Source organism: Neobacillus sp. OS1-2 (assembly GCF_030915505.1).
Classification (GTDB): domain Bacteria; phylum Bacillota; class Bacilli; order Bacillales; family Cytobacillaceae; genus Neobacillus.
This window is the reverse complement of record NZ_CP133265.1, coordinates 4,249,582-4,264,825: the sequence shown is the minus strand read 5'-3', so window position 1 is coordinate 4,264,825 and position 15,244 is coordinate 4,249,582. Positions and strand designations below refer to the sequence as shown.

The window sequence follows — 15,244 nt, the reverse complement described above, 5'->3', positions numbered from 1 at the left end:
TCATCAAAGACCTAATTTCTGCATTTTTTTGACGAGGGCGGATTGGCTAATCCCTAATTCTTTTGCAGCTACTCGTGTGGTCTTTGATTTTTCCATTTGCTCTTTGATAAGCTTCCGCTCAACAGTAGCAATTATTTCCTTTAACTTCCTTGTTTCTGTCTTTTTACGGGCCCTTCCTTGTAACATGCTTTGAGGTAAATCATGCATCCCGATTTCCTCATTGTCTGTTGTGACGACTAATCTTTCAATTAAATTTTCTAACTCTCGAATATTCCCAGGCCAGCGATATTCTTCAAAGAAGTGAATGATTTCATGATGAAACCGTTTGTTTAACTTATTCTTTTTATTAGTTTTATTTAAAAAATAGAAAGCAAGTGGAACAATATCTGCTATCCTTTCCCTTAAGGGTGGGACCTTGATAGGTACGATATTTAACCGGTAATAAAGATCCCGTCTAAAATCATTTTTATCGACCATTTCCTCTAAATTCATATTTGTCGCCGAAATGACCCTTACATCAATTTTAAAGCTTTTTCTGCCGCCAACGCGCATGATTTCAAATTCTTGGAGAACCCTTAATAATTTCACTTGAAGATCGATGGGCATATCGCCAATTTCATCTAGAAATATAGTCCCCCCATCTGCCTGTTCAAACAAACCGGGCTTTCCCTGACTGTCAGCCCCTGTAAATGCGCCCTTTTCATAGCCAAATAATTCAGATTCCAGCAAGTGTTTTGGTATGGCGCCGCAATTCACTTTAATCAATGGCGCATTCGCTCGATCACTTTCTTGGTGGAGATAATTCACAATTACTTCTTTCCCTACACCAGACTCTCCTAAAATAAGGACAGTAGAATGAACCTTTGCTACCTTCCTTGCAAGATGAAAAACCTTCATAATTTCTTGACTTTGACAGATAACTCCATCAAGATGCATATGGATTAATTCTCTCTTTTTTAATTCTTCAATTTCATAGATATATTGTTCCGTCAATCTTTTTGAGTGTATCAGCTCTGTTTTCATATAATTCAAATCAGATATATCCCTTACGTTTGTTACAACATAGGTAATGTTCCCGTGATGATCAAATACAGGATTGCCCGTTACTAATAATTCCTTCCCTCTAACCGTTTGAATAATCGTTTGTGCTGTTTTTTCCTCTAAGACCTTCATCGTAACAGATTCTGAAACAAGACCTTCTTTTACCACCGTCATCATGTTCTTTCCCAGTAACTCTTGGCTTTCTACACCCGTAATTCTTGAGTAAGCGGAATTAACCATCATTCCCACACCATTATTATCTGCTACGTAAATACCATCATAACTAGATTGAAAAATGGAAAGTAAAATGGTTTCCATATCGGATTTGTTCACACCATCAAGCTTCGTCTTCTCGGACATAGACATATTTTCATTTGTACATTTGACGGCCATTTGAAGCTCCCCCACAGTTCGATAGAATAGATGTGCATTTTAGAAAAAAAGAGCTGATTACTTTTTAAATCAAATTATCTATATGATTCCTTTTCGAATCGTCCACACTATATAATTCTCTAAATTTGTAAAACTCCCTCTAATTTTTCTGTTTTTTTAAAAGAGTTAAAAAAATGTAAGAGATACTCCGTTCTTTTCTACCCACTAAATCAATAACCTATATAATAGACAATTGAAGAAAGGGAGAATTTTATTATGCCATTTGTTAATCATGAAAATATCCGTCTATACTATGAGATTCACGGACAGGGTGAGCCTTTACTGTTAATTATGGGCCTTGGCTATCATTCTCTATCCTGGCATAGAACATTACCTGCACTAGCGAAACACTTCCAGGTGATTGTCTTTGATAATCGCGGTGTGGGGAAGAGTAGTATGCCGGAGAAACCGTATTCGATCGAAATAATGGCGAATGATGCAAGAGCTGTCCTCGATGCCGCTTCCGTTGAATCTGCACATGTTTTTGGAATTTCCATGGGTGGAATGATTGCCCAACGATTGGCACTTGCCTATCCTGAAAGGGTTCGTTCATTAGTATTGGGCTGTACCACAGCAGGTGGGACTACCCATGTCCAACCATCTCCAGAGATATCTGAATTAATGGTGGCGCGAGCTGCTCTAACTGGAACCCCTGAAGAAAATGCATGGGCAGCAGCACCTATTGTTTATAGTCAAGCCTTTATTCAAAAATATCCAGAATTAATCCAGGAAGATATTGAAAAGCGAATTGAAATGGTCACCCCTCCGCACTGCTATTTATCACAATTACAAGCATGTCTTGCACATGATACCTCTAATGAATTAGATAAAATTACGATTCCAACTCTCGTCATCCATGGTGATGCTGATGAATTGGTGCCCTATAAAAATGGGGTAAACCTAGCTGAAAAGATTCAAAGAGCTGAGCTTTTTACTATTCCAGGTGCCGGACACATTTTCTTCACCGAAGCGACAGATATGGTCAACAACAAGGTTATCCAATTCTTAGGTAGGTAATAAGAAAAGCCGGGAGAACATTCCCGGCTTTTTACTCTATTCACGTTAAATCATATCTGAATTTGCCATTTAAGCTTATGCTAGACCGCCATTCGAAAATATAATTTGCCCATTAATCCAGCGACCAGAGGTTGCCAAATAGGATACGGTGTCCGCGATGTCTTCTGGTGTACCCAGACGTTCAAGTGGTGTTGCTTTAGAAAAATGACCGATTAATTTTTCATCTTTCCCATCTAAAAATAATGGTGTAGCAGTTGGACCTGGAGCAACGGTATTTACTGTAATATCTTTGCCACGTAATTCGCGAGCTAATATCATGGTAATGGATTCAACTGCGGCTTTACTTGCAACATATGCACCATATGTTGGTAATTGTGTGCGGGTAACAGAAGTGGATATATTGATTATTGCACCGCCTTTTCGAACATGTCTTGCTGCTAGTTGGGATATGAGGAAAGTTCCGCGAATATTTGTATGGTAAATTTTATCCAAATCAGCTAAATTCAGCTCTGCGATGGTGCTAAGTAACATGATACCTGCCGTATTGATTACGACATCAATACCACCAAAACTTTCTTCAACCCTATCGAAAACTTCTTGCATTCCTTTTTCATCTGCAACATCTCCACCAACACATATGGCTTTCCCTCCTTGCTTTACAATCTCATTCACTAGAGCATCTGCTTTTTTCAAATTTCGTGAAAAATGCACGGCAACCGCAAATCCATGCTCAGCCAATTTTTTAACAATAGCTTGCCCAATACCGCCAGTTCCACCTGTAACAAGCGCAACTCTCAAATCGTGTGTATCAGTAGATAATTTTGACATGATGATTTCTCCTTTATTCATAGTAGTTGGTTACAAAAAATAAATATTGTAACTTTTATACAACATTATTATACATCGCTTAGTTACAATGTCAACGATTTGTAACTTTGTGATGGATCATTTATAATAAGGCATAGAAATCACTAGGAGTGTTTAAAATGGCTATTCTTTCAAAAGAGAAGATCTTCGCCGTTACGGAAGGAATGATTATGCGAAAAGGAGTACAAAAAACGACCCTCTCTGATATTGCAAAAGAACTCGGTGTTACTCATGCTGCATTTTATAAGCATTATAAAAATAAAGAGGATTTGTTGCAGCAACTTGCACTGAGGTGGTTAGAGACTACTTCCAAGGAATTAGTAGAATGGGAAGCCCCAAAAGGTATTAGTTCTGCTGAAGCGCTTCACGAATGGCTTTGGCTTTTGGCTTCTACAAAGAAAAGGCTTTATCATGATGATGAACGGATGTTTCGCTTATATACGGATTACCTTGAAAGTACTCAAATTCTCGTTAAGGAGCACTTAGAAAAATTAGCACTAAAAGTGGAATCCATTAGTGGAGTAAAAAAAATGGGCCAAGCTTTACTGACGGCCTTTGTATATTTCCATAATCCATATTTTGCAGACAGATGGGATAATGAGTTTTATAAGGAGACTTTTGAAGATGTATGGGGGCTAATTGCTAACAAACTACTATAGGTTTATTAACGATACTGCCCGATAATCGTGTTCTTCTTTCACATTCACATCCCTGATAGTAAACTTTTTTAAAACAGTTGCACTTTACCTGGCACGAACGTGAAATAGGCGCGATAATTTTAGATCATCGCGCCCATTAAAGCTATATTGCCATGGGGATGGTTTTTACCTATTTTCATGACTTAAGATACTTCTTTCCATATACGTGTGGATCGCGAAATTCTATTTTCCTTGTATAGAGAATATCTGCTCAATTTCTTGGATCTCTCCAGCAGTTAATTGAAGCTGTAAGGTTTTTAGATTGTGGAGTACTTGGTCAGCACGCTTTGCACCAGGAATAATGACGTCGATACATGGACGGGACAGATACCAAGCAAGAATCACTTGGGAAACTTCCGAACCCTTAGTGGCTGCAATTTGACGAACTCGCTCAATCTTTTCTAAGTTTTTTTCGAAAACACCTGCTTGAAATTGCGGTCTTTTTCGATTTTTTTCACTAATTTCCGTTTCTTGCTTATATTTACCTGTTAATAACCCAGAAGCTAAGGGATAAAATGGCACAAAAGAAATTTGCTGTTCGGTAACGTAGGGAAATAACTCTTTCTCTGCACCGCGGCTTATCAGGTTGTATTCCCCTTGGTAGACATCCACATAGCCATCTTTGTTGGCTTCTTTTAATTGCTGAAGGGAGAAATTTGACACACCGATGGCTCTAATCTTCCCTTCATCTTTCAATTGCTTCAACGCACCAACCGCTTCATCTTTGGGTGTATCTTGGTCAGGAAAATGAATATAAAATAGATCTATGTAATCCGTTTGAAGCCGTTTTAAACTCTCTTCGACGGCTTGTTTTAAAAAAGCAGGTGAGTTATCTAAGATCATATCATGACCATTTACTTGATGTGCTGCTTTGGATGCAATGACAATTTCTGAACGATTTCCCCTTTCTTTCACAACTTCCCCAATGATTTCTTCCGATCTCCCCAGACCATAAACATACGCCGTGTCTAGAAAATTGATCCCATGTGTTAGACCTGTTCGGACCAATTCCCTGCCTGCTTCTTCATCTAAGTTTGGAAAAAGATTATGTCCTCCAACGGCATTCGTTCCAAGACCAATCGGATTAACAACTAAATCGGTTTTCCCTATTCGAGTATGTTTGGTCATTCATTTTCAGCTCCCTTATTTTACTAATTTGATGATAACAAACTTTTAGAAGAGAAAACAAAAGTAATGCTTTTATTTATTTTCTATAACCGTTTTTAATTAATAATGGAGGGATTGGTAAAATTTATTTAACCCGTTTCCTCCTTGGTTTTAGCACTAATTTATGAGCTATCTGGGGAAGATACTTTTATTACTAAGAGACCGAAGGGGGGACACGAAATGGAAAAACAAATAAAACAGCTTCAAGAACAAACGGAACACAAAGAAATAGTAAAATATACGCAGCATGTGCTCGAAGCCATTGATAAATTAGTGGATGAGCATCGAAGGATCGTATCTTCAAACTCACTAGCTGGGATAAAACCAAATGGGAATAAAGAACATACTTTTTATCGAAGTATGCGTGAGGTAAAACGGATCCTTTTCGTGGAATTAGAAAAAACCATTGAGGATTTTAATCATATTGGCGACAAACATTATGTGAGAAATTACCCAGATGGCGTAAAAAAGTAAAAAGGCAATGGGAAAGAATTATCCTCCTTTCCCATTTTGACGCTTACTCTTTTTTTGTTTGAATTTTCCCGAAAAGTAGTGCGTTATAATAGGTTTCATCAATGAAATAGTGGTCCCTTAATTCTCCTTCTACTTCATAGCCATTCTTTTCGAGAATCCTTGCAGAGCCAACATTTGCATCCACCACGCTTGCATGGAGTTTATGTAGGTTAAGGGTTTCAAATGCATAATCACTTATCAATGCCACACACTCCGTACCATAGCCTTTGCCCCAATGGTCACGGTGAAAAACATAGCCGATTTCAGCTTGGTTTGCTTCATGATCAAAATGGAAGATCATCGCTGTCCCGACAATTTCCTGCGTTGATTTTTGAACAATGGATGCATATAAATGTGTACCTGCTGCCTCCCGGTTTATCATCCTTTCAATGTGTTTTTTCGTATCGTCCAAACTGTTCATTAGACTCCAGCCAATAAAACGTGATACTTCTATATCTGATGCATAGTTATGGATTTCTTTTGTATCAGCTGTGCTTAGTTCCTTAAAGGCGATATGTTTTCCTGCTAATGAATGAAATAACTGTTGCTTCATTATTTTCTACACTCCCAAACCATTAATGCCACCCTTCACTTCTTGCCTTCCATAGGTAAATAAGGGCATTCAATTTATCATACAAGTTTCAGCTATAATTTGAAACTTTCCTTTCCAATTCATCCTTTTGACGGAGATGATGACGAAAATGCATTTCAACCAACTTATACCACTCTTTTGCATTCAACCAGCCGAATCCGCCATGTTCAACTTTATGATTTGGGTTTATAGAATCCACTTTAGTTTCCCAATGACTCCATCTTTGTATTAATTGATCCATTCTGGTTAGTAGGTTTTCCCTGCTGTCTGAATTATTTGGTGTCGAATTGAGTTCATCCGGTAATCTTACTTTGATAGGCGGAAACCCACTGTTCTTAAATAATTGCTCACCAAATGGGGTCTTCCCAAGGGGTTGCTCCTCCATTAATGTCGTACATGTTTCCATATTATCAAGATATTCATGGGCAACAACCAGTAAATGGTCATACATCTGTCCAATAGACCAAACTCCCTCTTCCGAGATCGTTCTAAGCTGTTTCAATGAATAATGGTCAAGATCACTTTTAAATCTACTTAGTAGGTTATTATCACTCAATGATATTCTCCTTTATCATAAGGATCTGAGAAGCAATCCCCGTTCTTTAACTCTTGCTCCTTTTAACCAACAAAGATAATTACACTTTGCCTTCATTTTTTCCAATAACGACTGTTGCATCCCATTCTTCATTTCTTGCTATTTTAGTCGTTAATCCAGCATTAGCAAAAATTTCATAGGTTTGAGCTGCCTGCATTTTACTCGTCTCCACCAATAGATACCCTCCAGAGGTAAGCCATTTGGGAGCCTCCTCCGCAACCTTTCGCTGAAGGTCTAGTCCATCCTTTCCCCCATCAAGTGCTACTTTGGGTTCGAATAAGCGGGCCTCCTGGGGAAGTAAATTTATTGCATCAGTAGGAACATACGGTGCGTTTGCCACTATTATGTTCACATGACCTTTTAATGTATGGGGTAATGCATGATACAAGTCTCCTTGATAAACGTGACCACCTAGGTTCGTTATGTTGCCAGAAGAACATTTTACTGCGACAGGATCAATGTCAACGGAGTGTAGTCGAATCTTACTTGAGCTGGTTGCTAGCGCAGCACCGACAGCACCAGATCCACAACATAAATCAACAACAATATCAGACATGTGGGTCAACGCTTCTGCCTGCTGGACCAGAAACTCGGTACGTTTACGCGGAACAAAAACTCCCCGTTCTACTTCAATCCGCAACCCACAAAACGTTGTAAATCCAAGGACGTATTCAAGTGGTACGCCACTGGCTCGTATTTCTACCATGTTCATCAAATTCTCGATGCTGCTAGCCTGTGAGATAAGTAACTGCGTTTCTACTTCAGCAAAAACACAACCCTCGCAATGTAGTCGGTCAATTATGCTTTTTTCCGTCTTATTATCTAAAAAGAATGTACTGTTTTGTCCTATGAATCCTCACCACTTTCGAAAAATTTAAGGTTGTTTACCATCTATATTCTAGAACTAAAAGAAATTTCCTTCTTTAACAAACATGTCCCTACTATATAGGAACAGCAAACAAAAACGTTGAAAGCTGCACTTTTTATCTTATGCTGCCAATCCCCCATAAAAACAAAGGTACTTAAGATGTGTGAAAAAATAGATATGAATATCAGAAAAAATGAAAACCCATATCGTTAAAGATATGGGCTTTTCTGTGATCCATTTCACATTTGGTTCATATATCGCTTAGCTTAGGCCAGCTTTTGTTAATCCATACGCTTTATCAGCTGATCCTGGTACCGTTTTGAAAGCAACATTAATTCGGTTCCAAGCATTAATTCCCATAATTGAGAATGTAAGATCTGATAATTCCTTTTCTGAAAACTGACCACGAACACGGTCATACATGTCATCAGGTACACCATGCTCAGGTATTTTTGTCAAGATTTCTGTCCATGCTAATGCTGCACGCTCACGTGGACTAAATAGCGTTGATTCACGCCAAATTGCAATGTGGTAGAGACGAAGCTCTCTCTCACCATGCATTTTAGCTTCTTTAACATGCATATCAAAGCAAAAGCCACATCCATTCATTTGTGAAGCTCTGATGTGAACTAAATGACGGATTGATTCTTCAATTGTACTTTCCTTCTCTTGCATGCTAAGTTCCATCAACTTCTTAAAAAATTCTGGTGATTCTTTCATATAATTAATACGTTCAGTCATGATTTGAATACCTCTCTTTTCGTTATTAATTGTAAACATCATATAAACATGTAACTGTAAATCCACAACTAGAAGATCGACCAGTAAAGATTAGCGAAATGAAAGTACCTAATCTGCATCATCTTTACCTGCATTTGCCTTTAAATTAATAACGATTCCCCCTTTATTAATACACATTGTTTCATTCAGATGAAGTATTAGTAGTTCTTATGGAAGCAGCTAATCTTATGTAACACTGCTACCTTTATTTCTCCATCTACACTCATATAACGACTAAGTGATTCATTCTGTGACAAGATGCTCAATTAAAAGAGTTTAGAAAAATGCTCTCTCTTTTGAATATCAGGTTAACGTTTTTTTATCTTATTTTTACGTTATACATTTTTGGAATCTATTTGGAAAAGGTATATATAGTAAAAATTTATTCGAAAAAAAAATATACTTTTGTCACAAAATTGCTCCTAAGCTCGTTTAATATGTTGGGTATGCTATGAATTTATTAGAAAAGAATGGAAGTGGAAAAATGCAAGAGATGTACAAAAAATATAAAAGGCTACTATTTAAACTCGCATACCAATTGACAGGATCGGTTTCAGATGCGGAAGATGTTGTCCATGACGTGTTTATAAAATTATATGAAGTTCCCCCGGAGAAGTTGGCTGAACCTAAAGCGTATCTTTGTAAAATGGTAACGAATCGTTGTCATGATTTACAAAAATCAGCGCGCAAGAAGAGAGAACAATATTTTGGAGAATGGCTTCCTGAACCCTTGTCTAATTCTCAGGAGGATTCAATGGACTCAGTTATCCGTGAAGATGAATTGTCTTATGGAATACTTGTGCTACTTGAAAAGCTTACACCAACGGAACGGGTCGTTTTTGTCCTTCGTGAAGCACTTAGCTTTGAATATCAAGAGATAGCAGAAATCATACAAAAAAGCGAAGCGAATTGCCGTAAAATATTCAGCCGTGCAAAAGCAAAAATGGGGATCGATGCTGAAGAGGAAGTTCATTTGGAAGCTGTTTCTCAAGATTTAGTTCATGATTTTATCATAGGACTCAAAAATGGGAACCTGAATCAGGTCATTTCTATGCTTGATCATAATGTTGTACTGGTCTCAGACGGTGGCGGCAAAGTAACAGCTGCTGTTGAACCAATTGAAACACGAGATAATGTTGCCGAGTTTCTATTTGGCCCAGTTCGTCGCGCATCAATGGTGGAGGGAGTATCGCATATTGAAATCAGCCAAATTAACGGTCAACCCGCGCTTATTCTTCGTTCAAACGAAGGTATTCATACCGTGGGGATGATTCATGTCGAAAAGAATATGATTCGCAATATATATATTGTCCGGAACCCAGACAAGCTGAAACATGTAAGAATATAAAACAATTTAGCTTTCGGATTCTCATCTTACGGGTCTATTTTGTATGAATCAATCTAGAAGATCTCGAAGATAGATGTGACCATAAATCTGTAACTTTGGAGTTTGCAAGATCGCTTTCTGTGCTAACAACAAATCGCACTACATGATGTCCCGTAAATCACTGGTTATATTTTTATTTATGCAAGGACTAACATAGATTTTTGGATTACTAGTGGTGGTATATAAAACTTCACTGTTAGGCATTAAAATGACGTTTTCTTGAATAAGATGTCCTTAATCGCCTAACAAGCCGAAGTAAAATAAGCGGAGGTCTTCCCGTTAAATGCAGAATGGAGCCTATTTTGGGGTAAATAAAGGGAGATTTTCCGCTTATGCAAGGAAAAACCTCCTAATTTTGCATTCTTTGAATCGATAGACGGAATCTCTCCGTCTATTAAGCCTTTTTTAATAATAATTTCTAATTAACCGGAAATCCTCCGTCTATTTATCAGTTCGGTGCTTAACCTGATCCTCTTGATCCTAGAAGCAGGAATCAGCATCATTAAAAAATTTGTATTCGAAATGACACTGTAAATGACAGAAGTTTTGACCCTCTTTTTTAATTGTACAATACTTATTGTCCATTATATTAATGAGGTCAATTGCTAGGTCAAAGTTAATGATATTCGTAGAAACCTTGATAAATACGGAAAAAGACGTATGCCAATTCATACGTCAATTCTTATGTCATTTATTAAGAATGCACCCGATACCGGAACCCTATATTAAAACCAAAGATTGCTTTATTTAGGTATAAATTGCAACCCAATCACTTCAAAATATAAAGCCGCTACCCTAGTTGAAGGAATGTCTTACTTAATAATACGTCTCAAATTTTTTTCAATCAAATATTGAAATCCATACAAGAAAAAAGCTTTATAATAAAAATACAAAAAGAATTGAAGGTTATTTATTTTTTCTAATTTATACAATTTTAATTTAGTGAAAAGCCACGTTAAAGGAAATGTAAAAGTAATCCCTACTATCGCATTTAACAAAAGAAATTTTTTAAAATTCCCATATGACCATTTTAATGTACATAAAGCCATTAACTGCATGGGACCTATAAGAAAAGGGATTTCATTTCGAATAGAGGAACGGGGATTATTATAAAAGATCCACCATTTTCGTCGTTTGCCAATTTGAAGGTCTAAACTAGTTAATAGTATAGAAAGAATACTGGCTGGTAAAAATCTCTTGAGAGTTCTCCGTCCTAATAACGGGTAAATAAGCCATGAAACGATAATCATCGAAATATTTAGCAACATCTGATTTTTCCTTGACATAGTAATAGCCCCTTTTAAGCCACTTATTTACCTTATTTTTACCTCCTTATTAACAGATTATCCACTCCATTAGTTGAACAAGAACCGTTCCCTCTAGTGCAGGTATACGTACTTTAGCTAGTCAGATGCTTTTACTTTGATATATCTAGTCCAGTTGTAAGAGTAAGTTTAAATGGACTTAACCCTTTCTTTCTTTTTAAAGTAAGAAATGATCAATAAGAATAGCGGTATCAAGATACCGCATAGAGGGTATACCACAGCTGTCCAATATTTATCGAATAGTGTAATAGCCGTCTCATCCGGAATTACTATTGCCGTGATAAAAATCATGGGTATGCCGAACCAAATGATTTTTCGCCAATCTTTTACCTTCAAACAATTTGCCGTTTCATAACATGCAATAAAAATATAAAGGGATGATTGGGCGATCACTCCAAAGACCCAGATAAACATAATAAACACATCGGCATTTTGAATGAAACTTAATATATCAATGGTTCTAACAGACACAAAATAAGAAAATTTTAATTTGGCTGCTAAATTAGGACCAAAAACCAGCAGCACCATAAGTGTCGAAGAACAAACCATAAAAACGGTAATGCCCACACCTAGCATAGATTTGGCCAGTACTTTTTTTGGAGACTGTATAAATGAGATGATAACCAATAAAACGAACGGACCTGAGAACCAAAAAGCAGGAGCAATAGATCCTTTTAAAATGTTTATCTCCCCGGAATCAAAATAGATAGGTAAGATATGATGCCATTTTATGTTTCGGACATTTAACAAAAAGCTAATGAACAACGTTATAATTATACTGGGCCCCACTAGTTCGCAATAACGGCCGATTCCCATAATTCCCGAGGAATAAGTTAAATAAGTCATTAATCCAATAAAGAGGAGTATGATCAACCATACTGGTGTTCTGTTAAGTAGGACAAGATGAATAAAGTCTGCAAAAGAACGCAGTAAAATCGCGGGCAGGATAAACCAGGCAAGTAAAAAAGGGAGAACAATCAATCTCCCTAACCATTTGCCCAACAGTTCCTGGCTGTATTGGACCAAGGTTTGATGAGGGTGGAGCATGCTTAGTTTCACGGCAAGAAAGGTAATAGCTAAGCCAATGATACCTCCAACCAACATGGAAAGCCACGCATCTTGCTTCGCTATTTGTATCGTTGGTGTGATTTTTAATCCAATCATCGCAATGATCTCAGTCGTTGCAATAACCCAAACCAGCTGTGTTTCTGAAAGCTTCATAGGTCTTTGCCACCCCCCTTATCGATAATCTGCACCTTGGATAATTAGCAGCATTAATAAAATTTCAACGCCTATTTAATGACGAATTGGCTAGGCCCGAATCATTGCACTGAAGCTCTACTTTTACCAATACATCTACCGTGGGAAAGGTCTTGGGCCAGTTTTGCTTTATCTTTTTCCACTGTCTAGGGTATTGCTGATGAACAGTTTCACCAAACCCAAAGATGTCCATTTGGTATTCTTCCTGAACTTTTTTGACGAGCTGTTCTATTGATTTCTTAGTTTTTTGATTAACTTTCTCTTGTATGAGTAAAAGATCCTCTCGTTTTGATGGATCTAGGTTGGTATTGTTTTCGATAATCGCTCCTTCTCCAATGAGATGGACATCAATTTGGATCCGTTCTTCGATCTGCTTTGCTTTGATACGTCGACCAATTGTATCTATCGTTAAACTAATATTTCCATCCCCTTCAGGTACGAAAGTAGTGAGAATAAAACTGGATATTCTGTCTGCAATCCACAGGGCATAAGTAGATTCTTTTTTATCCAAAAATCCCACCAATTTTACCCCATCATCTTTGTTTAGGATAGCAGTTCCGCTATAACTATATTGCTTGGACGGATTTAAACTTACAGCCGGTAATAAAGGTTGGGTTCCATCACTCAAAACATCCACTACAAATTCACGGGCTAAGTAGGGTTTCAAACCTATTGCTTCTTGTTCATCTGAAAGTGTTGTTGTAATAAAAGGATCAAAAAAAGGCTTACTAGAAAAGACGTCTTTGGGTCGACCGTTTTTCACCACATATATCATTGCACGCATATCGGATTGAGCACTACGCATGAACGGGTCGATGGTATCTCCCATTCCTTTCTCTGCCAATTTTTGTCCGACAAGGAAAATATCGCGATGTCCGGCAAACACAACCCGAGATATCATGGTCTGCATGTTAGCCAATGCGTCGGAAACATTTTTTCCGGTCGCATTCATCACATGGAAGCTCCCTTTCTTATCGCCACCACTTTGTCCACCTCCAACCCCCGAAGGTGTCACCAAAAGTGCACTTGCTTCTAATTTTCCATCTTCCGTTAAGTCAAGACCATTCCCACCAACAAAAGCGAGTTGATCAGGTTCCTTGAGGTTCCAACATCCAGTTGTCATTAATAGAGGAATGAGCAATTGAAAAAAAATTATGGCTGTGCTCTTCATAATTGGTCCCCCTCTTTTTTAACCATTTTCTGCGGCCATCGTAACAGCACATCCTTCAATCCGCGCATTTTAAGCGGAGCCACCGGACTAAGATAAGGTGTCCCAAATGATTGAAGATGCAGGAGGTGGATGAGAATAGCGCTAATTCCAATTGCTATTCCAAATATACCTAATATTCCCGAGAGTATGATTAAAGGGAACCTAAGCATCCTTAAAGGGAAGCTGAAACTATATCGAGGAATAATAAACGAAGCGATTCCACCTGTCGCAACGACAATAACAACCGGTGCTGAGATAATTCCGGCACTAACGGCTGCTTCTCCAATTACCAACGCCCCAACAATGCTAACAAGAGGACCAATTTGTTTTGGCAAGCGGAGCCCAGCTTCCTGTAAGCCTTCAAACATAAACTCCATCAATAAGACTTCAATCACTGTTGGAAATGGTGCACTTTCTCTCAGTGATGCAATATTCAACATCAGTTCTGGAGGAACCATCTCTGGATGAAAGTTGGTTAACGCTATATAAATACACGGTAGAAAAACTGAGAGAATGGTAAAAATATAGCGAACCCATCGAATCATGGCGACAAACAAAAACCGTTGATGATAATCGTCTGGTGCCTGTAATCCAGACCAAAACGTCATTGGAACGATAAGGGAAAAGGGTGTTCCATTGGTTAAGATGGCGACCCTTCCTTCAAGCAAACTTGCTGCAGCAACGTCCGGACGCTCACTATTTAAAATTTGTGGAAAGGGAGAAAATGGTGCTTCCTCAAGGTATTGTTCGATAATGCCCGATTCAAGAATTCCATTTGTTTGTATGCATTTTAGTCTTTTAAGAACTTCATTGAGAACAGGTGGTGCGACAATTCCTTCAATATAGACAACGGCTACGTCCGTCTTCGTCAGTTTTCCAATTTTCAGGGATTCGATTTTCAACTTTGGAGTGGCTAATATCCTGCGCATCATTGTAGTATTGGTTCGCAGATTCTCGGTAAAACTTTCTCTTGATCCCCGAAGGACAGGCTCGATGGCAGACTCACTTATACTTCGAGTCTCAATCTTTTTAACATCTGCAAGTAAAGCAAAATGTTCTCCGTCGACTAAAATTGCAAGATTTCCCTTTAAAATATGGTCAGATATTTCCTCTATGTTGGAAACCTTCTTTGTTTGGAGAACAGAAAAACGCTCCTGTTCAAACATCTCAATAACACTCTCTATCGACCCTAAACCTTGGGGCAGTCCTTTGTACATTAATGGTTCTAGGATGTTCGAAATAATCATATCCGTATTAACCATACCGTCAACATAAATCATTAAAAGCTTCGTTTGATCATGAATCGTAATTTCACGATACATAATATCTGAACTATGAAGAAACAGGCTTTTAAACATTTGCTCATTCTCAAGAATACTTTTTCCAATAGTTTGACTGTTATTTTCAGTAGATTTACTATCATTGGTATTTAGTTTTTTTCGTCCATCTGATTTCGCAAACTGTCCCATTATATGCCCAACCTTCGTAACCA

14 protein-coding genes are annotated in these 15,244 nt (G+C 37.9%); 4 read left to right on the top strand and 10 right to left on the bottom strand.

Annotated elements, in window-relative coordinates:
• Window positions 1-3: 3 nt before the first annotated feature.
• A complete protein-coding gene (locus tag RCG19_RS21240; RefSeq protein WP_308108781.1) occupies window positions 4-1,434 on the bottom strand; it encodes a sigma-54 interaction domain-containing protein in 1,431 nt (476 codons plus the stop codon).
• Between the two features lie 255 nt (window positions 1,435-1,689).
• Here RCG19_RS21240 and RCG19_RS21235 point away from each other — a divergent pair, with 255 nt between their 5' ends.
• Window positions 1,690-2,490: an alpha/beta fold hydrolase gene (locus RCG19_RS21235; protein WP_308108780.1), complete on the top strand. Its 801-nt coding sequence runs from the start codon at window positions 1,690-1,692 to the stop codon at window positions 2,488-2,490.
• Window positions 2,491-2,565: 75 nt separating this feature from the next.
• Here the strand turns inward: RCG19_RS21235 and RCG19_RS21230 are convergent, their stop codons facing one another.
• Entirely contained in the window at window positions 2,566-3,318 is a 753-nt protein-coding gene (locus RCG19_RS21230; RefSeq protein WP_308108779.1) for an SDR family oxidoreductase, read from the bottom strand.
• Between the two features lie 158 nt (window positions 3,319-3,476).
• Here RCG19_RS21230 and RCG19_RS21225 point away from each other — a divergent pair, with 158 nt between their 5' ends.
• Window positions 3,477-4,016, top strand: a complete 540-nt coding sequence (locus RCG19_RS21225; protein WP_308108777.1) for a TetR/AcrR family transcriptional regulator — start codon at window positions 3,477-3,479, stop codon at window positions 4,014-4,016.
• Between the two features lie 222 nt (window positions 4,017-4,238).
• On the opposite strand, the gene RCG19_RS21220 is transcribed toward RCG19_RS21225, so the two are convergent.
• Window positions 4,239-5,183, bottom strand: a complete 945-nt coding sequence (locus tag RCG19_RS21220; protein ID WP_308108776.1) for an aldo/keto reductase — start codon at window positions 5,181-5,183, stop codon at window positions 4,239-4,241.
• 219 nt (window positions 5,184-5,402) lie between these two features.
• Here RCG19_RS21220 and RCG19_RS21215 point away from each other — a divergent pair, with 219 nt between their 5' ends.
• Window positions 5,403-5,696 (top strand): hypothetical protein, encoded by a 294-nt coding sequence (locus tag RCG19_RS21215; protein ID WP_308108775.1) that lies wholly within the window; start codon window positions 5,403-5,405, stop codon window positions 5,694-5,696.
• Between the two features lie 43 nt (window positions 5,697-5,739).
• Here RCG19_RS21215 and RCG19_RS21210 read toward each other — a convergent pair whose 3' ends face one another.
• The 4 genes from RCG19_RS21210 to RCG19_RS21195 form a co-directional block, all read right to left on the bottom strand.
• Window positions 5,740-6,288, bottom strand: a complete 549-nt coding sequence (locus RCG19_RS21210) for a GNAT family N-acetyltransferase (protein ID WP_308108774.1) — start codon at window positions 6,286-6,288, stop codon at window positions 5,740-5,742.
• An 88-nt stretch (window positions 6,289-6,376) separates the two neighbouring features.
• Entirely contained in the window at window positions 6,377-6,883 is a 507-nt protein-coding gene (locus RCG19_RS21205) for a DinB family protein (protein ID WP_308108773.1), read from the bottom strand.
• Between the two features lie 79 nt (window positions 6,884-6,962).
• Window positions 6,963-7,772 carry a putative protein N(5)-glutamine methyltransferase gene (locus tag RCG19_RS21200; RefSeq protein WP_308111042.1) on the bottom strand — a complete coding sequence of 270 codons (810 nt, stop codon included), beginning with the start codon at window positions 7,770-7,772 and terminating at the stop codon, window positions 6,963-6,965.
• Window positions 7,773-8,051: 279 nt separating this feature from the next.
• On the bottom strand, window positions 8,052-8,531 hold the full coding sequence (locus RCG19_RS21195) for a carboxymuconolactone decarboxylase family protein (protein ID WP_308108772.1): 480 nt from the start codon (window positions 8,529-8,531) through the stop codon (window positions 8,052-8,054).
• A 523-nt stretch (window positions 8,532-9,054) separates the two neighbouring features.
• Between RCG19_RS21195 and sigJ the strand changes: the two genes are divergently transcribed.
• Window positions 9,055-9,918: an RNA polymerase sigma factor SigJ gene (gene sigJ, locus RCG19_RS21190; protein ID WP_374049629.1), complete on the top strand. Its 864-nt coding sequence runs from the start codon at window positions 9,055-9,057 to the stop codon at window positions 9,916-9,918.
• A 1,493-nt stretch (window positions 9,919-11,411) separates the two neighbouring features.
• Here sigJ and RCG19_RS21185 read toward each other — a convergent pair.
• The 3 genes from RCG19_RS21185 to RCG19_RS21175 all read right to left on the bottom strand — a co-directional run bounded on the left by RCG19_RS21185 (window position 11,412) and on the right by RCG19_RS21175 (window position 15,221).
• On the bottom strand, window positions 11,412-12,503 hold the full coding sequence (locus RCG19_RS21185) for a GerAB/ArcD/ProY family transporter (RefSeq protein WP_308108770.1): 1,092 nt from the start codon (window positions 12,501-12,503) through the stop codon (window positions 11,412-11,414).
• Window positions 12,504-12,567: 64 nt separating this feature from the next.
• Complete coding sequence (locus RCG19_RS21180; RefSeq protein ID WP_308108769.1) at window positions 12,568-13,713, bottom strand: Ger(x)C family spore germination protein; 1,146 nt, start codon at window positions 13,711-13,713, stop codon at window positions 12,568-12,570.
• Window positions 13,710-15,221, bottom strand: coding sequence for a spore germination protein (locus tag RCG19_RS21175; protein ID WP_308108768.1), 1,512 nt, complete (start codon window positions 15,219-15,221; stop codon window positions 13,710-13,712). Before RCG19_RS21175 ends, RCG19_RS21180 begins: the two co-directional genes overlap by 4 nt.
• Window positions 15,222-15,244: the final 23 nt, after the last annotated feature.

Excerpts from the sequence above, each read along its gene's own strand:
- RCG19_RS21180 (WP_308108769.1), bottom strand. The coding sequence starts at position 13,713 with ATGAAGAGCACAGCCATAATTTTTTTTCAATTGCTCATTCCTCTATTA.
- RCG19_RS21230 (WP_308108779.1), bottom strand. The coding sequence starts at position 3,318 with ATGTCAAAATTATCTACTGATACACACGATTTGAGAGTTGCGCTTGTT.
- RCG19_RS21220 (WP_308108776.1), bottom strand. The coding sequence starts at position 5,183 with ATGACCAAACATACTCGAATAGGGAAAACCGATTTAGTTGTTAATCCG.
- RCG19_RS21175 (WP_308108768.1), bottom strand. The coding sequence starts at position 15,221 with ATGGGACAGTTTGCGAAATCAGATGGACGAAAAAAACTAAATACCAAT.
- RCG19_RS21195 (WP_308108772.1), bottom strand. The coding sequence starts at position 8,531 with ATGACTGAACGTATTAATTATATGAAAGAATCACCAGAATTTTTTAAG.
- sigJ (WP_374049629.1), top strand. The coding sequence starts at position 9,055 with ATGCAAGAGATGTACAAAAAATATAAAAGGCTACTATTTAAACTCGCA.
- RCG19_RS21210 (WP_308108774.1), bottom strand. The coding sequence starts at position 6,288 with ATGAAGCAACAGTTATTTCATTCATTAGCAGGAAAACATATCGCCTTT.
- RCG19_RS21235 (WP_308108780.1), top strand. The coding sequence starts at position 1,690 with ATGCCATTTGTTAATCATGAAAATATCCGTCTATACTATGAGATTCAC.
- RCG19_RS21225 (WP_308108777.1), top strand. The coding sequence starts at position 3,477 with ATGGCTATTCTTTCAAAAGAGAAGATCTTCGCCGTTACGGAAGGAATG.
- RCG19_RS21215 (WP_308108775.1), top strand. The coding sequence starts at position 5,403 with ATGGAAAAACAAATAAAACAGCTTCAAGAACAAACGGAACACAAAGAA.
- RCG19_RS21185 (WP_308108770.1), bottom strand. The coding sequence starts at position 12,503 with ATGAAGCTTTCAGAAACACAGCTGGTTTGGGTTATTGCAACGACTGAG.
- RCG19_RS21240 (WP_308108781.1), bottom strand. The coding sequence starts at position 1,434 with ATGGCCGTCAAATGTACAAATGAAAATATGTCTATGTCCGAGAAGACG.